Here is a 23,816-nt window from a genome sequence, read left to right on the forward strand (position 1 = left end):
GCCCCCCGGATTTAGCCGGGACTCTCAGCGCCCGGCATCCCGGTGCACCCGGCCAAAAAACTCGCGACATGGCGTGGGCATCGCCTCCTGCGCATCAAACCAGCAGGAGAGATGCACCGAGCGCTCCCCACGCTCCACGTGCGCCGAGTAGAGCCAGTACGACGCGCTCTGCGTCACCCCGTTCCACCCCACCGCGTGGCAGGTCGTCGGCTGCCCCAAAAGCGTGCAGGCATGCTCGGTGTGCGGGTTATGGATGCCTCCCTTCCCGTTATGACGCGTCATCGCCTCAATCGCCTCGCGCTGTGCGCTGGCCGTTGTGGACGTGTCTCCCTGACTCCAATTGAGCTCCCCGCCATCGCAGACCACCCGCGTGGTAGAGGCCACATCACAGTCCGGACTCAGCCTCAGCGCTTGACCTCCCACGCTCAACGCGCCGCCCGCACCGCCCCCCTCGCGACGAGGAGCATCGACCCCCTCAGCGCGCAGCCGACCCAGAATCGCCTCACAACGCCTCGCCACGAACGACGACGCCTCCATCACACAGCTCGCCCTCACCCTTCCGTGGGTGGGCGTTTCTATCATCGCCGAGAGGCCACGGTGACGCACCTCGCCATCAGGATCGATCATCGGGTAACCCAGCAGACTGGTTTTATCCGCACGCACCACAAAAGCGATCGCGTCTTGAGCTTGCCCGCCGATCTGCGCGCGGACATCCTCCCCGCTCACCCCGCCGCCGATCTCCGCCCGAATGCGATCCGACACGTAGGCAAACTGGCGGGCCGCCGACCCGCTCAGCGCCGGCCCGCTCTGGACCATCACCCGGGCCTCACCACAGCTCAGGTCCATCCATCCCGATGCCTCACCGACCACCTGGCACCACTCCGGGGGCTGCGCCTGCGAGGTCTGCGGAACCAACGCCATCAGCATCAACGCTCCCCACACTCCGACCCGCTGCCGTGCTCGCATCACCTTCGACGATTCTGCCACAGACCACCTCCCGATACGCGCGTACCGCCCGGTCGCGCTCACATATCATCCACGCTCCAGCGGCGCCGCTCCCTCCCCCACGCAAACAAAAACCCGCTGTGCTCCGGTCAGACGCCGGAGCACAGCGGGCTATTCACACACCCGGCTCCCCCTTGTGAGGAGCCAACTTCACCTGACGCGAGCGCTCAGCTCGGATCGAGCATCCGCCCCATGAAGAGGATCGTCTCGGTGCCGTGGTCATAGACCGCGTAGTAGAAGGGGCGATCAAAACGCACGCTCGGCGGATCGACGGGCACCGAGGTCTCGGTGTCCATCACCACCGCCGTGGCCGCAGCCGCCTCGGTGCCCTCCTCATCGACGCTCACAAAGCTCTTATGCAGGATCTCCGAGATGTAGAGCGACTGCCCCGTGACGCAGGGCTCGGAGCCGGTGATGCCACCAAAGTCCGCCGCGCAGAAGTCGAAGGCATCCTCCATTCCCAGCGATTTAAACGTATCGACCAGGGCGTAGTCGCCCTCGCTCTCAAAGCGCGGCAGGAAGACTTCGCCATCGGTCGCACCGCGCACTTCCGCCGCGATCGCATCAAAGTCCTCGCGGGTCATCGCCTGCTCCCACGCCCCGAAGTCGGCCTCGGCGTCGGCGGGCATCCACAGAATCATCGACGCCTCATCGCCCACATAGGGAAGCGAGGCAGCCACCGTGCTCTCATCCTCATAAAAGCCGAACTCAGCCTCCTGACGCATCATCGGCACGTTGACCTGGCTTGCGTCGAGCAGCGTGAAGGGCGCCTCTTCGGTCAGATCTTCGTCAAACGCGTTCAACCAGCTGCCGTAAAAGTAGATCGCGTTGACCAGCACCAGGCGAGTGTCGGAGCTGAGAACGCCCTCGGGCAGAAGGTCTTTGATGCGCTCGTTGGTCTGATCTTCGACCCACTGGTTGATCTCCAGACGGATGGCCTCTGCAGCACTCATAAAGTCCACGAGACGCATCTCGGCGCCGTAGTGAAGCGCGAGCAGATCGAGGAAGTCCGACTCAAACGAAAAGCCCTGCTGGCCCCAGGTCTGGTTGATCACGTTGAGCACCAGGGGCTCCCCGCCGGTCTCCTCAGAGGGCACATACTCCGAGCGGCTGGCCAGCTCCTGATCGAGCAGATTGAACGCCGGGTGAAGCTCCTCATCCGGGAGCGTAAAGCGCAGCGCCTCGGCCATTTCGGTCTTCGTGTTGGCCTCGGCCCCGCCGTAGGTCATCGCCAGCGCCAGCGAGATGGAGTGTGGCGAGACAAAGATGTTCTCACCGGGCTCCCCATCTTCGCGCAGCTGAGCGAAGAGGTTGAACGCGAAGTCGCGGTTGTCGGCAGCGAGCTGTTCTTGAACCGGTGCCTCAACCTCCGGGGCGATGATACGGTTGAGCTCACTGCGCGCCACATCGCCCGGCCCCTGCGGGTCGGGCTCGGTGTTGGGCTGTTCATCGACTTGCGAGCAGGCCGCAAGGCTCATCACCAGCGCGGCGCTCAGGAGGTGTCGGGGGAGATGTCGAAGCATACGTAGTCCTCATCGTTAGGGCGCATCAGGCGCGTCATCGTGTATCAGCCCTTACGTTTGCAACGCCCGTACCACAACGCAAAAAGCGCCCCGAAGGGCGCCTCTCGAAGCAATTTAAGCGAATTTTAACCCCTCTACGATCAAAAACCTTAAACCTGCGCAAAGACGGTTTCAAAATTCTGAGACGTTCTTCCTCAGAACGTCATGTTTTTACGAGAATCCATCACCACCTCCCGCACCTCCTCGCCGACCTGCACGCGGTGGGGGGTGTGCAAGATCGTCTGATGGTCGCGCACCTGCCCCACCGCCCCGCCGGCGCCCTCCTCCCACTCCGCCGGACGAATCGTCATCTGCATCAAGGGCACCTCCAGCCGCCCTGCTTCATCAAGGCTCCCCTCAAAGACACGCTCCCCGCCGACATCGTCGATCTGCACTGTGGCGCCGGCCTCCCCTTCCACGATCAGCGTGTAGGCCACGCTGTAATAGCTGCGCTTGCTGGTGCGACGCCACCACACATCATCGACGGCCGCGCCCCCTTCAAAGATCGGGTCGATGAGCAGATGGTCGTAGCTCTCATACCCCCCGTCGAAGATGAAGGTCGCAAAGTCGGGGTGGTCGCCTACCTTCTCAAAACGCGGGTTGATGAAGGTGTGGCGGTTGCCCCGGCCGTAGGAGTCGCCAAAACGCACCAGCGCCACATTCGAGCGCAGGTGGTTGTCGACGTAATACGTCGGCTCATGGTCGGGCCGGGTATCGTGCACCCCCTGGGTGACGACGGGGGCGGCGTCGAGCGTGACCTCGTCCACCGCGCGAATGTCGATGAGGTTCCCCTCGCAGTGGGTCTCGGTGATCGTGGCGTCGCTAAAGAGCTCGGTGCCCCGCATGATGCCGCCGCTCCGTGCGCGCCCCACGATCAGGTTGTCGCGGTAAGCCAGGTTATGGCGCACCTGACCGCCGCCTCCGTAGTTGGTGATGCGAAAGCCGTTGAGCGAGTCCATATCGCCCCAGCTCTCGAAGTAGCGCCGACTCTCGGTGCTCACGCCCTCCATCTGCACCAGGTTCCGGGCCACCTCCAGATCCAGATGCGCCCAGCTCACGGCGATAGAGTGGTAGCCGCTCATGAAGATCTTGTTTCGCAGCACCTCCCCGGCCACCGTATCAGGCGCCGAGTGCGGCTGAATGGCAAAGGAGTTCGTCGACCAGCTGTCGACGTAGATCTCGTTGTCCGTAATGGCGTTGGCCTGGCGAAGCCCGTTCTGCCGGGTGCGAAGCACCAGGTTGCGGTGGAGCCGGTAGGCGTTGGGCCGGGCGTGGTTCTGGCTGGTGTCCGTGATCTGCACCGGGCGCCCGCCGCCGGAGCCATGCCGGTTGGTGATCACGTAGCCCCGATCTTTAAAGCGGTTGTGGTGAACCTCCACCTCCCCCTCGGGGTAGCGAAGATGCACGGCGTGAATCTGTGCGGCCTGGTAGGTGATCTCCAGCCCGGCGAGTTCCACATCGCTCACCCCGGAGAGGTAGACGGCATGAAGCCCCCCGCTGGACGAGGCGCCGGAGTTACCCACACCGCCCTCGATGATGCGCCCGTTGAACACACGCAGCCCGCTGACCTCGTTGCTGCGCGCCCACACGCCGCTGGCCGCCTGCTCGGCATGCCCGGCGTCGGTGGAAGGGATGCTCCCCTCACCATAGGTGATGGTATGCCCGCCCAGATCGAGGGTGATGTCGCTGGCCACGATCTGCACCACCGCGCTCTGCGTACCACTCAAATCTTCGGTGAGCAGGTAGGTCGCGCCGCTCTGATCAAGGCGGTAGGGCGGGCCCTCAAGCGTGCCGGGAAGCTCGATAAGATCTTCGGCCGGCGCCGGATCCGACGTCTGAAGTTCATGCACCACCGAGGCGATCGTTTCGCCGGTGACGTCGCGTCCCACCCAGCGGTAGTAGATCGTGGTGTCGGTCGGCAGCTCCCGAAGATGGTGGATCTGCAAAAAGGTGGGGCGCTCGGACGCCTCGCTTTGCGCGTTTAATGCCTCTGGCGAGGTGCCCCACTCCACCCAGCCGATGACCGGGCGCGTGGTCTCAAAGGCGACGGTCGCCGACGAGCGCGAGGCATAATGCCAGGCACCGCTCGCCAGAAAGTCCACCGTCTGACCGGTATGCACTTCGAGCAGCGGCTGGTTGAACGGCCCGAAATGCGTGAGCGCGAACTCGTTAAAGACCTCATAAAACGCGTCCGGATCGAAGCCATCGGCCAGGGTGTCTTTATCGAGCGCCTGATAGGCCTGGCGCGCCGCATCGCGCCGGGCGTCATCGATCGCCAGCGGCGCCTCCGACCACACCTCGGCCACAAGCCCACCGGGGCGCTGCGGATCGTTGCCGCTCGCGTCAACGTCTCCCCCATCACCGCCGGCGTCATTTCCACCGCCATCCGACACACCGCCATCCGGCGCTCCTGAGACATCCTCTTCGACGCCGACATCGCCCTGGCCTCGGCGCGCGTCATCGGTGCTCTCGCTTCCACACCCGCTCACCAGAGACACCAGCACCACCACCCTCACCGCACATCGTTTCCACGCACGCATACATCCTCCTCCACGTCGTCCGACATCCCCGTTCACAAGGTCTTGAACAGCCCTCATCCTAGAGACGAAAAAACTCCCCGCCAAGGAATCGATTGCAACACTTCGTGTCGTGATGAGCCGCAGTCTGCAAAGACTTCCACCGACCCACGGTCACACACCCCACTCGTTCAAAGGTTCTTGAACATGTTGTGAAGGATGAAGACAAAACACATGCAAAGAGAAGATATCGCCAACACCTCATGCCACGATCACCCGCATGCCACAAAGACTTCCACCGACCCACGGTCACTTTGCTCGCGGTCACTTTGCTCGACGTTCACGGGTACTTGAACTCATCCATCGTCTGACGAATTTTCACGCAATCAGCATGATACTCACACCCCTGATTGCCGCGATCAACCGCTCTACACAACGACTTTGCCCATCCCACTTCCCCCAACACTCGCCCCGTAGTCCCCTCTTTTTGCCCCTCGTGTAACAAACTGTTTGCGACCTTCTCCTCAACCCATCCACACCACCTTCCACCAACCCGAAAACGACACGTCTGAGCGCGCACGCACCCCGCTGCGTTTGACCCCGCTCGCCAAAACCTTCATGGTGCGCCCAGGTTAGCCCTCTTTTCTCTTCCACCCCGGACCCATCCTTTGAGCACCTCCCGCTCGACCTCTTCCGCCGCGCCCGACATTGCGCCCTTCTCCAGCCTCTCCATCGAAAAGCACTGGTTGGAGATCCTCGATCAGCTCGGCTACCAGCAGATGACCGCGATTCAGGCGGCCACCCTGCCGCTGACTCTGCGCGCTCAGGACGTCGTGGGTCTGGGGAGCACGGGCACCGGCAAGACCGCGGCCTTCGGGCTGGCGCTCCTGCACCGCGTCACCCCCGCCCAACCTCTGCCGCAGGCTCTGGTGCTCTGTCCCACGCGCGAACTGGCGAGCCAGGTCACCGACGAGCTGCGCCGCCTGGCCCGCGCGCTGCCCAACACCCAGATCCTCACCGTGACCGGCGGCGCCCCCTTCTCCCGTCAGCGCGTCGCGCTGGAGCACGGCGTCGACGTGGTCGTGGCCACCCCGGGCCGACTTCTCGACCATATGGACCGCCAGACCATCGACCTCTCGCGCGTCAAAACGCTCGTCTTCGATGAGGCCGACCGCCTCCTCGACATGGGCTTTCTCGACGATGTGGCGACCATCGCCGAAGCCTGCCCGTCAAAGCGCCAGACGCTCTTGTTTTCGGCGACCTTTCCACAGGCCATCCGTGAGCTCAGCGAGCGCTTTCAGCATCAGGCCCGGCAGATCTCGGTGGTCGGTCAGGCCGATGCTCCCGACATCGATCACGTCGTCGTAGAGCTCGGCACCACCGAGCGCCTCGACGCCCTGGAGGCCGTGCTGGAGAACTTCGTCCCGGCCTCCTCGGTGATCTTCTGCAACCAGCGCGACACCTGTGAGGCGGTCGTGGAACGCCTGCAGCAGGCCGGCTACAGCGCCGAAACCCTGCACGGGGGCATGGAGCAGCGCGACCGCGAGACCACGCTCTTGCGCCTGAGCAACGGCAGCCTGCGCCACCTCGTCGCCACCAACGTGGCCGCGCGAGGGCTGGACATCGACGCCCTCGACGCCGTCATCAACTATGAGCTCCCCCGCGAGTCTGAAGCCTTTGTGCACCGCGTCGGCCGCACCGGTCGCGCCGGCGAACAAGGCCTGGCCATCACGCTCGTGGGCCCCGAAGACAGCCGAAAACTCCCCCACTTCAAAGACCACCTTGCCGGCGCGCGCACCATCGCAGCCTCCTCGCCCTCCCCCTCCACTCCACCGCCGCCTGCAGCCGACATGATGACCGTGGCCATCAAAGGCGGACGCAAAGACAAGCTGCGCCCGGGCGACATCGTCGGCGCTCTGACTCGCGACTTCGGGTTTGAGGCCGACGCCATCGGCGACATTCACATCCAGAACCACATCGCCTTTGTCGCCCTGCGACGCGACATCGCCCGCGAGGCGCTGCAAATGATTCAGGACGGCCAGATCAAAGGGCGGCGCTTTCGCGCCTTTATGCAGCGCTAAAACGCATCGCCTACCCCCACCCGGGCAACCACGTCTCCCGATCCCGAAGGTCGCGCCAGGGCATCCTCACCTCCTCGCCAGTGAGCACGCCGCGCAGCACCACGTCGCCCGTGCGCCGATCATATCGCACCACCTCCCAGTGCTTGCCTCGATCTTCGGGATTCACGCGACTCCAGTGGCTCCCCAACAACTTCGACGGGTTATGCGGCGCAAGGGGCATCGGCGTCCTCTTCGAGTGCAACAGGGGTTGGTGTGGCCAACGGCCTCTCCATCATCGTCACGGCCGAGGGCCCAACAACCTCCGAGTTGGCTGAATCCTCCCCCGAGTCTGGCGCGACTACCCGTTATGTAACAAACTGTTTGAAGCGCCAATCACCCGCTCCCCACAACGACTTCCGCCGTCCCCCGGTCGGACCCAATGCGACCCACGGTCACCTCAGATCGCGACGTCTCCGATCGACGATCGCCCCGCCCGCCCCCTCCGAAGCCCCCCCCTCATTAAAACATTAAAATACGGTGACTTCGCCGGCCATCACTCCCACCACCTCGCCGCCGACCAGCGCCTGGGCCACGCATTCGCCGAGCATCGTGTCGAAGCGCGCAGCCTGAACGAGCAAGTCCACCCTGTCGCCCGGCCGCACCTCTCGCACAAAATGCGCGCCGAGAATCTTTGTGGCGCGCACCTGCAGCTCGGCGGCCTCCTCGGCCAACTCCTCACGCAGGAGTAAGGTGTAGAGACACAACCCCACCTGCCCCATCATCTCGATGAGCAACACCCCGGGCAGCACCGGATGTTTTGGGAAATGCCCCTGTAAGCCCACATGATCGTCGCCAATCAGACGCCGCCCGAGCACAACGCGCCGCTCGAGATCGACGCCCACCAGCTCGTCGACCAACAGCATCGGGCCGCGTTGCGGCAAAAGCTCTTCCACCAGCGCGCGGCCCTCAAGCTCCCCCCCCACTCCGAGAGGCCACCCTGCCGGGTCCACAAGCGGGCGGCGACGCAGACGCCTCAAGGTCTTGGAGATCCCCGCATCGCTCAGATCGATCGTCGCATCGCTCATCATCGATTCTCTCTCAACCCCTGAAGCGCCAGCCTCCGGGAACACCTCGCCAGCGCCCCGTGCACCGGGGGCCAAACTGAGTGACCTCACCGAACCCTTACGCCGCGCCCACAAGCCCCAGGGGTCGCGCGATCACGTCTTCGATGATGTTAGAGGCCTCATCGATATCCGCCGCGCTCAGCTGCGCGGAGACCGAGATGCGGAAGCGGCGGCTATGCGCCTCCACCGCCGGAAAGTCGATCGGCTGCAGGTAGAGCCCTCGCTCCTGAGCCGCCATCGCAAGCTCAATGAGCTGCTCCCCCGACGAGCCCACGATGATCGGGATCACCTGCGAGGTGGACTCGCCAATATCAAGCCCCATCGCGATCAAATTGGAGCGGAAGTGGCGCACGTTGGCCCAGAGCTTCTCACGCAGGGTGTTGTCGCGCGTGGCCACCTCCAGGCTCTTGCGCATCGCGGCCACGATCGCCGGCGGCAGCGCGCACGAGAACTGGAACGACGCCGCGTAGCACTTGAGATAACGCATGATCGAGGCTTCCCCGCACACGAAGCCGCCCACTCCGCCGAAGGCTTTGCTCAGAGTGCCAAAATGCACCCCGATGCGATCTTCGACGCCAAAATGCTCACCCAGCCCGCGCCCGGTCTCACCGTAGACCAGCGAGGAGTGGGCCTCGTCCAGATAAAGCGGCACATCGTGGGCGTCGCACACATCGAGCAACGCCGGCAGGTTGGCCACGTCGCCGTCCATCGAATAGACGCCCTCGACCACCACCATGCGGCGCTTGCCGGCGTGGCGCGCCAGCGTCTCATCGAGCGAGGCGGCGTCGTTATGCGCAAAGCTCACCATCTTCGCCCCCGAGAGCGTCGCGCCGTCGACCACGCTGCGGTGGCATTTGCTGTCGACCACCAGCACGTCGCCCTTCTGCAACAACCCCTGGATCGCGCCCAGGTTCCCGCCGTAACCGCTCGAGAAGAGCATGCAGGCGTCCTGACCTTTGAACGCAGCGAGCTCCTGAGCCAGGAGCACATGCTGATCAAAGGTGCCCGAGAGCATCGCCGCGCCGGAGGCGCCCACGCCGTAATGCATCAACGCCTGGGCGGCGGCCTGCACCACCTCCGGATGCGTCGAGAGCCCCAGGTAATTGTAGGACGTCAGGTTGATCACCGGCCGACGCTTACCCAGATGCCCGCCGCTGAGCTCCGTACGGGGTTTGGGGGAGTTGTGCAGCGGCTGCTCAAAGAAGCTCATGGCCGTGGCGACGCGCGGATCTTGAATCCAGGCATTAAAATCCTCGGGAGGATTCAGCACCCCATCGCTGTCGTTGTAGGTAAAATCGGCCAGGCTAAACTTCAATACGTCTTCAGGCTTCATACGAGCTCCCGCCGCACCCTCAAAGGGCGCGCGACTTTGCGCGCCTAAGAGGGCGCCACTTCAAAAAAACGCCTCGGTCCTCCGAGCGCGATCGTTCACTTACTCCACGTGCTCCAGAAACTTCGCCGCCAGCGCGTCGATCGTCTGCACGTCGGCCAGCTCCGAGCGGGGCACGCGAATCTTCAGCTCGCGCATCGTCGCGCTGACCACCTCGATCATGTCCAGGCTGTTGGCGCCGTAGTCGCGCATCGAGCTGTCCGCCGACACGGTATCAATGTCGATGTCGTCCAGGTTATCTTTCAGGTGCTTTTTGATGATCTCGATGATCTCTTCTTTCGTCATGACTGCTCCTTTATATGCTCGTCAAACCGTCTTTAAAATCAACACGTTAGGCGCGAACGTCGTGAAACAACTTTCAGCCCTGCGCGCCCTTCCAGCGCTCAAATCGGCGCATCAGGTTATCTTCAAAGGCCATGCCGCGGTCGAGCGTGATGACCTGACTCTGCATCGCGTCAAAAAGTCCGCTGCACATCGCCAGCACCGCCTTCCCGCACTCTTCGGGGCTGAGCAAGTCCTCCCGTGCAATCCCCTCCCCGCGCAGAAACTCCCAGAAGGACTCGCCGAACATCGCCTCAAAGCTCTCGGTGGCGACCATGCCGAAACGCAGCACGTTGACCTTTGTTCCGTACTCCCCCAGATGCGAGCCCATATAGCGCGCAAAGACCTCCAGCACACTCTTGGAGGCGGCCACAAAATCATACGCCGGATACGAGCGGTCGGCCCCGTCGCTGGAGATGGCCAACACGTGTCCAGGGTAGCGCCCAAAGCGCTCGAAGATCGCCTGCACGTGGCTCACCAGCGGCCAGGTGCTGTAGTCGAGGCTCTTGTAAAAAGAGCGCTTTTTGTAGTCGCTCAAGCTCGGGGTGCGCGCGGCAAAGGCCACGTTGCTGATGAAGATGTCGACCCCCTCGTGCTCTGCGGCGATGGCGTCCATCAGCGCCGCGATGTCCTCATCGTTGGCCACATCGGCGGCCACCAGCATGGGGCGAGGCGCGCCAAGAGCGTCGAACTTCGCCAGAAGCTCGGACTCGTCGGCCGAGCCCCAGCGGTAGGTCAGCACGCAGCGTACGCCTGCCTGTCCCAACGCCAGCGCACTCCCGAGGCCGATGCCACGGGTGCCGCCGGTGATCAGGGCGACCTTCTCTTTCAACTCAATCGGGTACATCCAGACTGCTCCCTCGACGCCCGCAGGCGTCGTTTGCTGCCTCATAAAACACGTTCAACGAAGTACGATGCCAACCCACAGTGACGCTAAACGCGTTCAGCCATTCGGCACGCCACCGCTTCGGCGGCATCTGGCCTCAAGGCGCGACGTCCAGCCCGCCGCTGACATGCAGCACCGCGCCGTTGATAAAGCCCGCTTCGCGCCGACTCAAAAACCACACCGCTTCCGCCACCTCGGCCGGTGAGCCGGTACGACCCACGGGGCAATGCTGCTGCCAGTGTTCGCCGACGCGCGCGTCCAGATCCTCGGTCATCTCCGTCTCCAGCAGGCCCGGCACCACCACGTTGGCGGTGATGCCCCGCGGCCCGTACTCCTTCGCGAGACTTTTGGTCAGCGCCACAAGCCCTGCCTTACTCGCTGCGTAGTTGGCCTGCCCGCTGGCGCCCTCCTGCGCCACCGAGGAGATGGTGACGATGCGACCGTAGCGCTGCCCCATAAAGTGCATCAGGGCGGCGCGCGCCACATAAAAGCTGCCGCTTAAGTTGGTGTCGATGACCTCGGTCCAGGCCTCATCACTCATCATGGCGGCGGCCTGGTTGCGCATCACCCCGGCGTTGTTCACCACCACGTCGAGCCCGTCGAGGGCGTCGATGATGTCGTAGAGCGCGTCTTCGACCTCCCCGCTGACCCGCACATCGAGCTTACGAATGACGATAGGGCCGGCGCCCTCAATGGCCTCCAGCTCGGCGCGCGCGGCCTCGGCGGCCTCCTCGTTGCTGCGGTAGGTCAGCGCCAGCGACCACCCCTCGGCGGCCAGCCGACGCGCAATCGCCAGCCCCAGCCCGCGGGTTCCGCCGGTGATCAGCGCCCGTTGCGACGTCTCACTCATCGCTCACTCCTCATCCTTAAGATCGGCCAGCCGGTCCAACATCTGGTCGGCGTTAGGCCAGAAACGACGGCGCTCATACGCGCTCAACGCCGGCTGCGCAACATCGGCACGTGCCGCCGAGACCGGCGCCTCCTCCAGCACCACGTGTACGTTGGTGCCGCCGAAGCCAAATCCACTTAAGCCCGAAAGACGGGTCTGCTCCTCAGCCAACTCCCACTGGCGAGCCTCAGTCACGACCTCCAGCGTGCTGCCTTCGAGCTCGCAGGCCGGGTTCGCGCGCTCAAAGTTCAGGTGCGGGGCGATCGTCTTCTGCGAGAGCATCAGCGCGCTCTTCATAAGACCCGCCATCCCGGCGGCGGCCTCAAGGTGGCCGACGTTGGTCTTGACCGAGCCCAGCGCGATCGTTGGCGCCTGAGTCGAACGCCCGGCCCCGAAGACCGTCTGCAGGCTCCGGGCCTCAATCGCATCGCCGAGCTCGGTGCCGGTGCCGTGCGCCTCCACATAACCCGCACGCTGCGGATCGACGCCGGCGTCCTGCCAGGCCTCACGGATCACCGCCTGCTGGGCGTGGCCGTTGGGCGCGGTCAGACCGTTGGTCTGGCCGTCCTGATTGACCGCCACCCCGCGCACCACCGCCCAGATCGCGTCGCCGGCCGCCAGCGCATCCTCCAGGCGCTTGAGCACCACAACCCCACAGCCTTCGCCGCGCACATAGCCGTTGGCCCCGGCGTCAAAGGTCTTGCAAAGCCCGTCTGGTGAGAGCATCCCGGCCTGCGAGAAGGCCACCGACACCTGCGGATCAAAGATCGCGTTGACCCCGCCCACCACCGCCTGATCGCAGCGGCCGGCGCGCAGGTTGAGCACCGCTTGATCCAGGGCTACCAGGCTCGACGAACACGCGGTGTCCACCGTCTGGCTCGGTCCCCGCAAGTCCCAGGCGTAGGAGAGACGGTTGGCCGTGATGCTGGCCGAGAGCCCCGTACCGGCCCGCACCGCCGCGCCCTGATAGAGGCGCGCAAAGTCGCTGCCGCTCTGCCCGATAAAGACCCCGGTGCGACTTCCCGCCAGCGCCTCGCCATCAAATCCAGCATCTTCCAGCGCGTGCCAGGCCACCTCCATCACCAGGCGCTGCTGCGGGTCCATCGCCCGCGCCTCCCGCGGCGAGATGCCGAAGAAGGAGGCGTCAAACGCCTCGATGCCTTCGACAAAACCCGCCCGCGGCGTGACCATCACGTCGAAGCCGCGCGCGGTGGGCTCCAGATAATCGTCTTTCTTCCAGCGCCAGGCGGGAACTTCGCTGATACCGCTCTTGCCCTCACTGAGAAGTTGCCAGAACGCCTCCACGCCCTCGGCGCCGGGGAAGCGACACGCCATCCCCACGATGGCCACCGCGCCCTCCTGCGGCGTGGCAGCGGCGCGACGCGCAGGCTGCGAGGTCGGTGTGGCGGCAGGAGTGGCGCTCGCGTCCGCGCGCAACATCTCCACGTGCCGCGCAAGCTGCGCAATCGTCGGAAAGTCATAAAGTGTGGTCGCCGCAAGGCTCACCCCGAACGCCTCTTCGAGCTCTCCGACAAGCCCCACCGCCTCGGCCGAGCCCAGGCCGTAGTTGGCAAATGGCGAGCGCAGGCTCACAGCCACCTCCGAGACACCGGCCTCTTCGGCGACTCGCCGGCGAAGCCAGCGCGAAACCTCACCGACCGCACGCGAAACCCTGGAATCACCAATCTTTTCAAGACCTTGCACACCGACAAGCTCAGGAGCAGCGTCGTCACGATCTGCCGCTGTGGCGGTCGAACTCACGCCTTCGGAGGTGCGGGCCGACGCCACCACCTCCAGCTCTCCGGCCTCATAGGCGTTGCGCGTGGCGCGCCGCTGAATCTTGCCGCTGGAGGTCTTCTCGATGCTGCGCGCCTTGATCAGCACCACATCAAAGGGGTTGACCTCATGGGTGGCCACAAGCGCCGCGCGCACCGCCTCAATGAGCTCCGGTGCGCGCTCAGCGGCGTCTTTATCGACCTCATGCACCACCACCAGGCGCTCTTCACCCTCGACCGTCCACGCAAAGGCCGCGCCACAGCCGGGGCGAAGCGCCGCGTCCACTCCCTCGACGGTCGCCTCCAGGTCCTGGGGGTAATGATTTGCGCCGCGGATCACGATCAGATCTTTGAGACGCCCCGTCACCACAAGCTCTTCGCCTACCAGCGCACCCAGATCGCCGGTGCGCAGGAAGGTCTGATCGCTGCCGTCGAGCCGCGCGCCAAAGATCTCCCGGTTCACCTCCGGGCGCTCCCAGTATCCCCGGGCCACGCTGCCGCCCGCCAGCCAGATCTCGCCAACCTCGCCATCGCCACAGACCTTAAGGGTATCGGGATCGACGATGCGCACCTCGAAGTCGCCCACCGGCTGGCCGCAGCTCGGCCACATCGCCCCCTCAACCTCCAGCGCCACCGGCTCGACCATCCGCTCCGGCGTCGAGACCAGAAGCCCCACCTCGGCCAACCCGTACGATGGGGAGAACGCCCCGGGCCGAAAGCCCGCAGGCGCAAAGTATTCGGCAAAGCGCGCCTGGGTGGCCATCCGCACAGGCTCCGCCCCGTTGCACGCAACCTCCCAGCTCGACAGATCCAGCCGGTCGCGCACATCCTCGGGCACGCGACGCGCGCAGAGGTCAAACGCGAAGTTCGGCGCCGCCGAGAGCGTCCCCTTATAGGTCGAAAACGCCTCCAGCCAGCGCTGCGGCTTCTTCAAAAAGTCCAGCGGCGACATCAGCACGCTGGAGCAGCCGTTGAACACCGGCAGCAGCACCCCGCCAATCAGCCCCATATCATGGTAAAGCGGAAGCCAGCTGACGATCACGTCGTCGGGTTGAGCGCGGTAGCCCAGCTCGATCAACGCTTCATTCTTCAAGAGCGTCCGATGATCAAGCATCACCCCTTTGGGGTTGCCGGTGGAGCCGGAGGTGTACTGCAAGAAGGCCAGCGACTCCCCATCGATCTGCGGCTCTTGCCAGGCGTTGAGCGCGGCCTCATCGGCCTCGATCACGTCGGTGGCGATCCAGCTCAGCGAGCCCAGCCCCGGCGACTGCATCGCCAGGAAGTCGGCCATCTGCGCGATCATCTCCGTAGTCAGCGCCACGGTGGCGCGGGCGTCATCGACGATCGCCTGCAGGCGCGGCAGCGTGCGCTGCAAGCGCGAGGGATCCGGCGGATAGGCCGGCACCGCGATCACCCCGGCATAAAGGCAGCCAAAAAACGAGGCGATATAATCGAGCGAGGGCGGATAAAGGATCAGCGCTCGCTCCCCGGGCTCGGTGGTCTCTTGAAGTCGCGCGGCGATGGCGCGGGCGCGGCGGTCCAGCTCCCCAAAGGTCAGCCGCGCGCCCTCCTTCTCCCCGTCGTCCAGAAAGATATACGCCGTCGCGTCGCCTTCGTTTGCCGCGCGCCAGCGCAACATCTCGACCAGCGTCTTCTTGTCGTCTCGACTCACCACCATCTACTCCTCAACACCCTGCATCCACGCAACCCCGCACTCGCCCCCGTTGGGGGGACGCCCTCGGGCAAGCGCCCCCCTTTAGCGAAAGAGTCCCCCTGCTTTCAAGGAAAGAAAAAGACCGACCGACCGGTCGGAAAGCCTTATAATCCCTTCACTTACACGATCACGCGACGGGATTCAGGCGCTGGACTCAGGCGCCGGCGGCCAGCAGGCGCTTCACCAGACGGTCCCCCTGATTGACCGCTCGCAGGTAATACACGGCCTTGAGGATGCGCTGCTCCTCTTCGCTTAAGTCCCCCACCCTCCCCAACTTCTCCTGACGCTGGCGCATCGCCTCATACATCGACAGCGCCCCGGCCACCGAGATGTTGAAGCTCTGCACAAAGCCGCGCATCGGGATGATGCAGCGGTAGTCCGCCGCCTGCGCGACCTCCTCGCAGACCCCGTCACGCTCGTTTCCAAGAACAATCGCCGTCGGCCGCGTAAAATCGATCGTCTCCAGCGGCACCGCCGCCTCCAGATGCGTGGCCACCACCTGGTAGCCCTGCCCCTGGAGCGCGCTCACACACGCCCCCGGATCGGTCCAGGTCGTCATATCTACCCACTTATCGGCCCCCTGGGTCACCCGCGCCGAGACCTTCTTGACCGGCTGGGTGTCGATCATATGCGCGCTCATCGCTCCCAGCCCCTCGGCGGTGCGCAGCACCGCGGCGATGTTGCCCGTATCAAAGATGCCGTCGAGCACCGGCACGATCGACTTGCAGCGCGATGCCACCACCTCATCGATGCGATCGCGGCGGCGCTCGGAGATATGCCCCTCCAAGAGCGCCACCACCTCGGCGGCGCTCATGGTGAGTTCCTCCTCCATCCCCAACAAACGCCCCACCTCGATCGGATCCGAATACGCAAACACTGCTCGCCTCGCCGCTTTAACCTTGCCGCCTTCTCATTGCACGTGAGTGGGGCCCAACGCCCGCCGGCGGCACCTTAGATCAGGGTGTGCCCCCTGCCAAACCTCGGCACCGCGATCGCCCGAGGCGGCTTTTCGGCCCGGATCGTGGTGTGGACTTGACGCGCCCTGTGCGCATGTGTATGCCTTGCAGTCCCTCTGCGTCCCCATTTTTTGATGGGCTCGCACATCGGCGCGCCTGACCAACCTTATCGCTTCACCAGGTGCTCCACGCTGTAACGACGAAGAGAATGCCATCAGGAGCCGCCCGTCTATCGCGCATGAATGCCCATGAGTGGACTTCAGCGGGCCTCCATTGAAAAAAATACACCATGCAGGAGCGAATCATGCACGCTGTGATCCGTACGGGCGGTAAGCAGTACCGCGTCAAGCCGGGCGACGAATTCAACATCGAAAAGATCGCCGACGCCGAAAAGGGCGGCACGATCACCTTTGACGAAGTTCTGGCCGTGGGCGAAGGCGACGATATCACCATCGGCGCCCCCCTGGTTGAAGGCGCCTCGGTGGTGGCTTCGGTGGTCGTCGGCGAAGGCCGCGCCCGCAAAGTCATCATCTTCAAGAAGAAGCGTCGTAAAGGCTACCGCGTCAAGCGCGGGCATCGTCAGCCTTTCACTCGCATCAAGATCAAAGAAGTCAACGCCGGCTGAGGTTGCCTCTTAAGGCGCCCCTAATCCCCCGGCCCTTCAAGGCTTAAAAGGAGTTCGTCATGGCTCATAAAAAAGGTCAAGGTAGTTCGCGTAACGGTCGCGACTCCAACGCGCAACGGCGCGGCGTTAAGAAGTTCGGTGGTGAGCAGGTCATCGCCGGCAACATCATCGTGCGCCAGCTGGGCACGAAGTTCCACCCGGGGCGCAACGTCGCGCTGGGCCGCGACTACACCCTCTTCGCCACCGCCGACGGCGTGGTGAAGTTCGAGACCCGCGCCGGCAAGCGCAAGTTCGTCTCGGTCTACCCGATCGATGAAGCCGCTGCCGAATAAGGCCGGCTCCATCTCGGAAGCTCTTTGAAGCGCCCCCGACCGCCTGGCATCGCCGGGATGCCGGGGGCGTTTTGATTTTAGCACTCTGGCAACTCTTGCACGGGAAGACGCATGTTCGTCGATGAAGCAAAGGTCGAAGTCCGCGCCGGACGCGGGGGCGACGGCGCCCTGGCGTTCCGCCGCGAAAAGTTTGTTCCGCGTGGCGGCCCCGCCGGCGGCGACGGCGGCCGCGGGGGCTCGGTGATCGTGCGCGCCACGCATAACGCCAACACCCTGGCCGACTACCGCCACCGCCGCACCGTGCGCGCCGAAGACGGCCGCCCCGGCGGCGGCGATAACAAGACCGGCCGCAATGGCGAGGACGCCTGGATCGAAGTCCCCGTCGGCACGCTCATCCACGACGCGAAGACCGGCGAGCTCCTGGCCGACCTGATGGAGGACGGCGAGGAGTTTGTGGTGGCAAAAGGGGGCGACGGGGGCCAGGGCAACGCCCGCTTTGCCACCAGCACCAACCGCGCCCCGCGCCGCCACACCCCGGGTTTTGCCGGAGAAGAGCGCCTGCTGCGTCTGGAGCTCAAGCTGATCGCCGACATCGGGCTTGTGGGCTTTCCCTCGGTGGGCAAGTCCACGATCATCTCGGTGATCTCGTCGGCCCGCCCCAAGATCGCCGATTACCCCTTCACCACCATCGTGCCCAACCTGGGCGTGGTGAAGTGGAAGAACCTGCGCGAGTTCGTCGTCGCCGACATCCCCGGGCTTATCGAGGGCGCGCACAGCGGCCAGGGCCTGGGCATCCAGTTTTTGCGCCACGTCGAGCGCACCAACCTCCTGGTGCACGTCCTGGAGGTCACCCCGCAGCTCGAAGATCAGCCCGACGGGCGCGATCCCATCGGCGACTACGAAGTGATCGTGGGCGAGCTTAAGAAGTTCAACCCGGAGCTTCTGGAGCGCCCGCAAATGGTCGTGCTCAACAAGATCGATCTTCCCTACGTGGCTGAGCGCGAGGAGGAGCTTCGCGCCCACTTTGAAGACGAGCTCGGGCTCCCCTTCATCGCCATCTCGGCGGCGGCGGCCATCAACCTCGACGAGCTCAAAGATCGCCTGGGTGAGGCCATCGCCCAGGGCGACTTTGGCGAAGAGCTGGAGCACTGGGAACGATGACCACCGCGCACATCTTCTACATCCCGGTGATGATCGCCGTCGGCATGCTGGCGGGCTTCTTTCTGGGGCGGCGCTCCGCCGAGCTTGAGGCGCAGGAGCGACGCAAACGCCTCAAGCGCCGAAAGGCGATGGAGGCGCGCCGCAAAGGAGCTGCCTCAAGCGCCGAGGCACCCTCGCAAACGCCCGCCGAGGACGCCTGAAGAAAGATGCCTCGCGCCGATCGCGGGCTTGAAGTATCGTATGCGGGTTCCACCATTAGCGAACCCGTTTAGCGACGCTCTCGCAGCCCAACCTTCGGAGCCCAAGGCATGATCGCAACGCTTCTTCGCACGCCGGTGCCCGCGCGCACCCTCTCGCTGCTCCTGATCGCCCTCTTCTCGCTCGCCCTCACCGGCTGTCTGCCCGACCCGGTCGACGACGAGAACGACACCGACATCGAAGAGGACACCGGCGGTGAGCCCGATGTCGAAGAAGACACCGAGCCCGATACCGATCCGGCCGATAACTTCGATCCGCAGTTTGTGGAGATCGCCGAGATCGTGCGCACGACCTGCGCCGTGGCTACCTGCCACGGCTCAAGCCCCGGCGACACCGAGCTGCTCTTTGGCGCCAGCGAGTCCAACTTAAGCTACGAGCGTATCGCCGAGGTCTTTGCCGAGTATGAGGCGACGACCGGCGACATGTTGATCGTGCCGGGAGACGCCGAGGCCAGCTACCTGCACACGGTGGTCACCAGCGACGACATCGACATCGTGATGCCCTCGCCGCCCCTGCCTCCGTTGACCGAGGAGCAGGTCACGCTGATCACCGACTGGATCAATGACGGAGCCAACTACCAATGATCGGATCGGGGGCGAAGGCCGGGCGTAGAGCGTTGGTGGGGATGGCGTGTGGGTGGGGCGTTATGATGCTCAGCGCTCAGGCGTTAGCCGGGCCGCCTGATGTTCAGGGAACCTCGGTGGGTGTGGGGCTGGCCGTTGGCCAGCGCGCTATGGCGCTGAGCGTGCCCGGCCTCGACCACCGCGTCGGCGCCTGGCCCGGCGCTTCGCTCGATCTTCGCCAGGTCCTCTTTCAACCCGAGAGCCTCCCCGCAACCCTGGAGCTTCGGCTCCAGGGGAGCTTCTTCCGCGGCACCTCCGCCGGGAACTCCTTCGACGCCCCCGACGGTCTTGTCAGCCAGCGCTACACCGCCCGGGGCCTCATCGGGCTCACCCGCCCGATGGGTAGCGTGGAGCTCACCCTGAGCTCCGGCTTCGGCGTCGACGCCACCATGGTCACCCCGAACGCCGACTACACCGGCCAGCAATACATGCACGTGCCGGTGCAGATCGCGCTGCGGCGCCCTTTCGGCGAGTCGATCTTCGCCGGCGTCGAACTCACGGCGATGCCGGTGGTGGCCTACAACCAGTCCTCCTCCTTCCCGGACCACAACGCCTTCGGCGCCCGCGCGCACGTCAGCGCCGGCTGGCGTCCCTCCCCCGATGGTTTTTTTGTGGAGCTGGGCTACGCCTACCAGCGCTTCTTAACCTACCTGCCTCTAAGCACCGGAGAGCGCGCCACCTCGGTCGACGTCGCTCAGAACCTGGGTGTGACGGTGGGCTGGGCTCGCTGAACCCTTTCAGCGGTAACGCCGTGTCTTCAAAAACGCAAAACTCAGCGACGTCAGGATGATGACCAGGGTCACCGTCACCAGCACCCCCATGCTCTCCGGCAGGCTGGTACGGCGCCTGGGGACCTCACCGGCAAACACCCGCCCGGCCTCATTCAACGCCATCCCTCGCTGACGCACCTGAAGGTCCAACGCCCGATCGGCCCGCAGCCCGGCGTTGCCCGGCCAGACCAGCGGATGGCGCACAATCGCGGCCCCGGGCTCCTCGGGCCGTCGCACCCGAATCAGCTCACTGGCGTGCGGAAGATCGCTGATGAGCAGCATCTCCTCCCCATCAAACCCCAGCCCGGTGATCTCGCCACCGGACCAGGGGCCGCTGACCGTCACCCAACTCTGCGCCTGGTCACGACTCAACGCCACACGGCCGCCGTGGACCATCACCAGGGTCGTCGTCTCCCGCCAGGGGATCTGGGCCAGCCTCAAGGGCGCCTCCGCCTCATTCTCCATAAAGGAGTAGAGCGACTGCCAGGTCTCCCCACCATCGCCCGAGCGCCAGAGCTGCGTGGGTCGGTTGGGGTTGAGCGGGCGCGAGACCATGTAGGTGCGACCGTCGCGATCCAGCACCACAGCGCTGACCACCGAGCCCTCCAGCGCGCTTCGGAACGCCTCGCCCAGCCGGGCCCGACGCCAGGACTCCCCGCCGTCGTTGGAGAGCAGCGGGCCGTGCTGGTGCGACCACGCATGAAGTTGTTGCCCGCCCGGGCGCGCGGCCAGCGCCACAATGGCCGCCGCCGGAAGCTCCACCCCGTCCAGGTGCACCGGCCGAAAGATCACATCATCGGCGCGTCCCAGAGGCGCGGCTTCGGAGCTGCGCACCTGCCCGTTGAGATCGTGCACCAGCACGCTGCCGCCGAGCGTCCCGCTGATAAGCTGGTCGCTGCGCGGGTTGACCATCACCGCGCTGGTCGCCCGGTCGTGAACCTGCTGCCAGCGCTCCTCGCCAGCGCTTACCAGCCGGCGAAACAAACCGGCGTCGGTCCCCACCAGCATCTGCCCACGCGCGTCAAACCCCACCGCGTACGTGCGCGCGCCGTTGAGCCCTTCGTTGATCGGATCCCAGCTCTTGCCACCATCCTCGCTGCGCAGCACCCCCTGGCCCCGGGTGGCCGCCCAGATCACATCCTCACTGGCGCCGGCGCTCAGGTGGGTGATGCCGCGTCCGTCCGGATCGCGTTCCCGGGTCTCCTCCCAGGTCACGCCGGCGTCTTCACTGCGCCAGATGGTGCCGCGATCACCGGCGATCAGGAGCACATAGCCCGCTGCGGCGTCTTCGTCGGGTCGAAGGAGCATCGCGCTGTTGCCCTGGGGCTCCAGCGAGTGCCGCACGACTTCGACCGGCTCCCACAACTCCCCGACGCTGCTGTTACGGTACAGTCGGGCGCGGTCCAGCAGATAGATCTCCTGCTGATCGGGGCTGCTCACCAGCGCCCGGTCAATCGCCGCCACACTGCTGGTGAGCATCCAGGCATCAGCACCCGCTTCGCGTCGGTAGATCAGCAAACGGTCGCGCAGCACTGTTAGCAGCTCGTAGGGTCGATCTTCGGTCGCCGGCAGGTAGTTGCGTAACGTCGCCGGCAAGAGCTCCACTCGCCCCTCTTCCCCTTCAAAATCAACACCGCCCAGGCTGATGCGCTGCCAGCCCCGGGCGCTGACCTCGCCATCGGACTCCGGCGACCAGCGCCACAGCCCACGCCCATCGGTCAGGTAGACCTGACCATCATCTGGCGAGAGCAGCCGAAGAAGGGGCGCGGTATCGGCGCGCATAACCCGAAGCGTCTCATTGAGAGCCTCCGGCACCGGCGCGTTGAGCCAACTTCTCCCCAGATCCCTGCTGTAAAGTAGACGCGTGGGCTGATTGGCTGCGGGCACCGCCACCAGCCACACCAACCCGCCCGATGAGGCCACATAATCGGAGGCCTGGTATTGCCCGCGCCGCATCCCCGCCCAGACCCCGTCAAAGAGGTCGAGCCCCGCACTGTTAACACGCCGGGGCCAGCGCCCCTCAAAACGGCTCCACCCCGGATCGTCGAGGCCGCGGACAAAGAGCGCATCATCACCCACCGCCGCGATCGTCGCCTCATCACCTTCGCCCACGCGCACCACCGCCGCCACCGCGCCCCCGGGTGGCACCCCGACCTCACTGAGCCCCACCCGGGTCTGCTCGGTGGTACACGCCGGCGCCATCAGCGCCAGCGCGACCGCGCTCAACATCCACGCGAGCCCCCACCCGGGGCGCCCACGCGACTTACGCTCCGAACCGCCGACGGTCATTCGTCTCCCATCTCCAGGATATTGAACTCCACGCGTCGGTTCAGCGCGCGCCCTTCGGCGGTGCCGTTGTCGGCCACCGGCCGCGCCTGGCCGTAGCCCACCGCTTCCAGCCGATCTGCAGCCACACCACGCTCCACCAGGTAGGCTTTGACCGAGTCGGCGCGATCCTGACTCAACGCCAGGTTGCGATCGGCGCGCCCCACGCTGTCGGTGTGGCCCTCGACCCGCACGAGCTCGATGGCGGGGATGCGCACCATCAAATCGGCCACGTCATCGAGGATGCCAAAGCTCTCCTGTGCGATGTTGGCGCTGCCCGTCTCAAAGTTGACCTGCTCGGTGATGATGATCGCGCCCTGGCGCACCATCGCGCGCTCCGGGTTGATACGCGGCGGCTCGGGCTCGGGCACAGGCGGCGGCACCGGGCGCTTACGCTCAATCACCGGCTCGTCGAGCAACGCCGTTTGCTCCTCCAGATCGGGCTCCGGCTCAAGTTCCGGGCAGTCTTCACGCTCCAACCTCAGGCGGCGACCACGCTGATCGAGGTATTGCGGATCGCAGGGGTCGATCTCCGCGCGGAAGTTGGGGCTGGCGTAATCCACGCCCCACCAGCCGCCGGTGACCCACTGCCCACCGATGCCAAAGAAGACACGCCAGTCCGGCGAGCCGATGCCTTCGCTGAGCCCCGCGCCCAGACCGCCGGTGGCCGTCCACCCCTCGGCGACACGGTAGCGAAGTGCCCCCATGATCTCGGCCGGCACTTCCCCGGGCGCGATGCCACGCAGAGGCTCCTCTTTGCTGGCCACGCCCACCGCCCCGCTGATCTCCGCCAGCACGTCGAGTCGGTCCGTCAAAAAAGGCGCATGCGCCGCAAGGCCCCACAGGATCTCATTGCCAATCACGTTCTGCCGAATGATGCGCTGGCCGGGGCGATAACGAAACCCCAGGTTGGCGCCCAGCCGAACGCTGTCGAAGACCACGTAATCCGCCGCCACGAGAGCTTCGGCTCCCACACCGCCGTCGCCGGCCAACGCGTCGTCGTTGCCCACCGGGATCGAGAGGCCACCGATCACCGCCAGGCCCACCTGCGACTCATCCAGCCCCAGCACCTGATACTTCGCCGTGAGCCGCCAGTCGTTGAGCGCGCTGCGCGTGAGGTTGTCGGTGCTCGAGGCGCCGGGCGGAAGCAGCGGCTGCAGCTCTTCGCTACGCTGGAGCACCGTCCAGGGCAGTAAAAGTCCGACCTCGGCGCGATCCCACAGACCCACACTCCCCATGATGTCGAGCTGGGTCTGGTAAGCCAGCGTGCGCTGCTCCGGCGAGTCGATCGCGGCGATCTGCACCGGATCATCGGCGTAGTTAAAGAACCCGCCCACCTGCCATTGCAAATGGGGCGCGACGGCGCTGCCAAACACGCTCAGGTAGTCTCCCACGCCCGGCGCAGGCCGAAAGCGCTGCACCTGAAGCTCAGGCAACTCCGTGACCTCCTGGGCCCCGACCGGCGCCGCAGCGCCCATCGCCCCCACCAAAAGCATCCACCCTACCCAGCGCTTGTTCATGCGC

20 protein-coding genes are annotated in these 23,816 nt (G+C 65.2%); 7 read left to right on the forward strand and 13 right to left on the reverse strand.

Going from position 1 to position 23,816, the window contains the following annotated elements; genetic code table 11:
* Nucleotides 1-24: 24 nt before the first annotated feature.
* From FRC96_RS05005 to FRC96_RS05015, 3 genes are all read right to left on the reverse strand, one after another.
* A complete protein-coding gene (locus tag FRC96_RS05005) occupies nucleotides 25-927 on the reverse strand; it encodes a hypothetical protein (protein WP_146973378.1) in 903 nt (300 codons plus the stop codon).
* A 245-nt stretch (nucleotides 928-1,172) separates the two neighbouring features.
* Nucleotides 1,173-2,528 (reverse strand): serpin family protein, encoded by a 1,356-nt coding sequence (locus FRC96_RS05010; RefSeq protein WP_146973380.1) that lies wholly within the window; start codon nucleotides 2,526-2,528, stop codon nucleotides 1,173-1,175.
* Nucleotides 2,529-2,722: 194 nt separating this feature from the next.
* Complete coding sequence (locus tag FRC96_RS05015; RefSeq protein ID WP_146973381.1) at nucleotides 2,723-5,107, reverse strand: hypothetical protein; 2,385 nt, start codon at nucleotides 5,105-5,107, stop codon at nucleotides 2,723-2,725.
* 644 nt (nucleotides 5,108-5,751) lie between these two features.
* On the opposite strand from FRC96_RS05015, the gene dbpA reads away from it, so the two are divergent.
* On the forward strand, nucleotides 5,752-7,164 hold the full coding sequence (gene dbpA / locus FRC96_RS05020) for an ATP-dependent RNA helicase DbpA (protein WP_146973383.1): 1,413 nt from the start codon (nucleotides 5,752-5,754) through the stop codon (nucleotides 7,162-7,164).
* Nucleotides 7,165-7,174: 10 nt separating this feature from the next.
* On the opposite strand, the gene FRC96_RS05025 is transcribed toward dbpA, so the two are convergent.
* The 8 genes from FRC96_RS05025 to FRC96_RS05060 form a co-directional block, all read right to left on the reverse strand.
* Complete coding sequence (locus tag FRC96_RS05025; RefSeq protein ID WP_146973384.1) at nucleotides 7,175-7,384, reverse strand: TIGR02450 family Trp-rich protein; 210 nt, start codon at nucleotides 7,382-7,384, stop codon at nucleotides 7,175-7,177.
* Between the two features lie 286 nt (nucleotides 7,385-7,670).
* A complete protein-coding gene (locus FRC96_RS05030; protein ID WP_230469896.1) occupies nucleotides 7,671-8,228 on the reverse strand; it encodes a 3-hydroxyacyl-ACP dehydratase FabZ family protein in 558 nt (185 codons plus the stop codon).
* 97 nt (nucleotides 8,229-8,325) lie between these two features.
* Entirely contained in the window at nucleotides 8,326-9,600 is a 1,275-nt protein-coding gene (locus FRC96_RS05035; RefSeq protein ID WP_146973388.1) for an aminotransferase class I/II-fold pyridoxal phosphate-dependent enzyme, read from the reverse strand.
* 99 nt (nucleotides 9,601-9,699) lie between these two features.
* Nucleotides 9,700-9,942, reverse strand: coding sequence for a phosphopantetheine-binding protein (locus FRC96_RS05040; protein WP_146973390.1), 243 nt, complete (start codon nucleotides 9,940-9,942; stop codon nucleotides 9,700-9,702).
* Between the two features lie 73 nt (nucleotides 9,943-10,015).
* Entirely contained in the window at nucleotides 10,016-10,825 is an 810-nt protein-coding gene (locus tag FRC96_RS05045) for an SDR family oxidoreductase (RefSeq protein ID WP_230469897.1), read from the reverse strand.
* A 136-nt stretch (nucleotides 10,826-10,961) separates the two neighbouring features.
* A complete protein-coding gene (fabG, locus tag FRC96_RS05050) occupies nucleotides 10,962-11,714 on the reverse strand; it encodes a 3-oxoacyl-ACP reductase FabG (protein WP_146973393.1) in 753 nt (250 codons plus the stop codon).
* A gap of 3 nt (nucleotides 11,715-11,717) precedes the next feature.
* The gene (locus tag FRC96_RS05055) at nucleotides 11,718-15,206 is read right to left on the reverse strand and encodes a beta-ketoacyl synthase N-terminal-like domain-containing protein (RefSeq protein WP_146973395.1); all 3,489 of its coding nucleotides are present in this window, start codon (nucleotides 15,204-15,206) and stop codon (nucleotides 11,718-11,720) included.
* A 190-nt stretch (nucleotides 15,207-15,396) separates the two neighbouring features.
* The gene (locus FRC96_RS05060; protein ID WP_146973397.1) at nucleotides 15,397-16,119 is read right to left on the reverse strand and encodes a TrmH family RNA methyltransferase; all 723 of its coding nucleotides are present in this window, start codon (nucleotides 16,117-16,119) and stop codon (nucleotides 15,397-15,399) included.
* Between the two features lie 383 nt (nucleotides 16,120-16,502).
* On the opposite strand from FRC96_RS05060, the gene rplU reads away from it, so the two are divergent.
* From rplU to FRC96_RS05090, 6 genes are all read left to right on the forward strand, one after another.
* Nucleotides 16,503-16,823, forward strand: a complete 321-nt coding sequence (rplU, locus tag FRC96_RS05065) for a 50S ribosomal protein L21 (protein WP_115607989.1) — start codon at nucleotides 16,503-16,505, stop codon at nucleotides 16,821-16,823.
* Nucleotides 16,824-16,882: 59 nt separating this feature from the next.
* The gene (gene rpmA / locus FRC96_RS05070) at nucleotides 16,883-17,155 is read left to right on the forward strand and encodes a 50S ribosomal protein L27 (protein ID WP_115607987.1); all 273 of its coding nucleotides are present in this window, start codon (nucleotides 16,883-16,885) and stop codon (nucleotides 17,153-17,155) included.
* A gap of 111 nt (nucleotides 17,156-17,266) precedes the next feature.
* Entirely contained in the window at nucleotides 17,267-18,316 is a 1,050-nt protein-coding gene (obgE, locus tag FRC96_RS05075) for a GTPase ObgE (protein WP_146973399.1), read from the forward strand.
* Nucleotides 18,313-18,516, forward strand: coding sequence for a hypothetical protein (locus tag FRC96_RS05080; protein ID WP_146973400.1), 204 nt, complete (start codon nucleotides 18,313-18,315; stop codon nucleotides 18,514-18,516). Before obgE ends, FRC96_RS05080 begins: the two co-directional genes overlap by 4 nt.
* A gap of 108 nt (nucleotides 18,517-18,624) precedes the next feature.
* Nucleotides 18,625-19,158, forward strand: a complete 534-nt coding sequence (locus FRC96_RS05085; protein ID WP_146973402.1) for a c-type cytochrome domain-containing protein — start codon at nucleotides 18,625-18,627, stop codon at nucleotides 19,156-19,158.
* Between the two features lie 62 nt (nucleotides 19,159-19,220).
* Nucleotides 19,221-19,928: a hypothetical protein gene (locus FRC96_RS05090; RefSeq protein WP_146973404.1), complete on the forward strand. Its 708-nt coding sequence runs from the start codon at nucleotides 19,221-19,223 to the stop codon at nucleotides 19,926-19,928.
* 6 nt (nucleotides 19,929-19,934) lie between these two features.
* On the opposite strand, the gene FRC96_RS05095 is transcribed toward FRC96_RS05090, so the two are convergent.
* Nucleotides 19,935-22,196, reverse strand: coding sequence for a WD40/YVTN/BNR-like repeat-containing protein (locus FRC96_RS05095; protein ID WP_146973405.1), 2,262 nt, complete (start codon nucleotides 22,194-22,196; stop codon nucleotides 19,935-19,937).
* Between the two features lie 56 nt (nucleotides 22,197-22,252).
* Nucleotides 22,253-23,812, reverse strand: coding sequence for an OmpA family protein (locus FRC96_RS05100; protein WP_146973407.1), 1,560 nt, complete (start codon nucleotides 23,810-23,812; stop codon nucleotides 22,253-22,255).
* Nucleotides 23,813-23,816: the final 4 nt, after the last annotated feature.

It is taken from the genome of Lujinxingia vulgaris (assembly GCF_007997005.1).
Lineage (GTDB): Bacteria > Myxococcota_A > Bradymonadia > Bradymonadales > Bradymonadaceae > Lujinxingia.

What these genes read in the sequence shown, in the direction of transcription:
- FRC96_RS05005 (WP_146973378.1), bottom strand. Translation starts at nt 927, where the DNA reads ATGCTGATGGCGTTGGTTCCGCAGACCTCGCAGGCGCAGCCCCCGGAG.
- FRC96_RS05010 (WP_146973380.1), bottom strand. Translation starts at nt 2,528, where the DNA reads ATGCTTCGACATCTCCCCCGACACCTCCTGAGCGCCGCGCTGGTGATG.
- FRC96_RS05015 (WP_146973381.1), bottom strand. Translation starts at nt 5,107, where the DNA reads ATGCGTGCGTGGAAACGATGTGCGGTGAGGGTGGTGGTGCTGGTGTCT.
- FRC96_RS05025 (WP_146973384.1), bottom strand. Translation starts at nt 7,384, where the DNA reads ATGCCCCTTGCGCCGCATAACCCGTCGAAGTTGTTGGGGAGCCACTGG.
- FRC96_RS05030 (WP_230469896.1), bottom strand. Translation starts at nt 8,228, where the DNA reads ATGAGCGATGCGACGATCGATCTGAGCGATGCGGGGATCTCCAAGACC.
- FRC96_RS05035 (WP_146973388.1), bottom strand. Translation starts at nt 9,600, where the DNA reads ATGAAGCCTGAAGACGTATTGAAGTTTAGCCTGGCCGATTTTACCTAC.
- FRC96_RS05040 (WP_146973390.1), bottom strand. Translation starts at nt 9,942, where the DNA reads ATGACGAAAGAAGAGATCATCGAGATCATCAAAAAGCACCTGAAAGAT.
- FRC96_RS05045 (WP_230469897.1), bottom strand. Translation starts at nt 10,825, where the DNA reads ATGTACCCGATTGAGTTGAAAGAGAAGGTCGCCCTGATCACCGGCGGC.
- fabG (WP_146973393.1), bottom strand. Translation starts at nt 11,714, where the DNA reads ATGAGTGAGACGTCGCAACGGGCGCTGATCACCGGCGGAACCCGCGGG.
- FRC96_RS05055 (WP_146973395.1), bottom strand. Translation starts at nt 15,206, where the DNA reads ATGGTGGTGAGTCGAGACGACAAGAAGACGCTGGTCGAGATGTTGCGC.
- rplU (WP_115607989.1), top strand. Translation starts at nt 16,503, where the DNA reads ATGCACGCTGTGATCCGTACGGGCGGTAAGCAGTACCGCGTCAAGCCG.
- rpmA (WP_115607987.1), top strand. Translation starts at nt 16,883, where the DNA reads ATGGCTCATAAAAAAGGTCAAGGTAGTTCGCGTAACGGTCGCGACTCC.
- obgE (WP_146973399.1), top strand. Translation starts at nt 17,267, where the DNA reads ATGTTCGTCGATGAAGCAAAGGTCGAAGTCCGCGCCGGACGCGGGGGC.
- FRC96_RS05080 (WP_146973400.1), top strand. Translation starts at nt 18,313, where the DNA reads ATGACCACCGCGCACATCTTCTACATCCCGGTGATGATCGCCGTCGGC.
- FRC96_RS05085 (WP_146973402.1), top strand. Translation starts at nt 18,625, where the DNA reads ATGATCGCAACGCTTCTTCGCACGCCGGTGCCCGCGCGCACCCTCTCG.
- FRC96_RS05090 (WP_146973404.1), top strand. Translation starts at nt 19,221, where the DNA reads ATGATGCTCAGCGCTCAGGCGTTAGCCGGGCCGCCTGATGTTCAGGGA.
- FRC96_RS05095 (WP_146973405.1), bottom strand. Translation starts at nt 22,196, where the DNA reads ATGTTGAGCGCGGTCGCGCTGGCGCTGATGGCGCCGGCGTGTACCACC.
- FRC96_RS05100 (WP_146973407.1), bottom strand. Translation starts at nt 23,812, where the DNA reads ATGAACAAGCGCTGGGTAGGGTGGATGCTTTTGGTGGGGGCGATGGGC.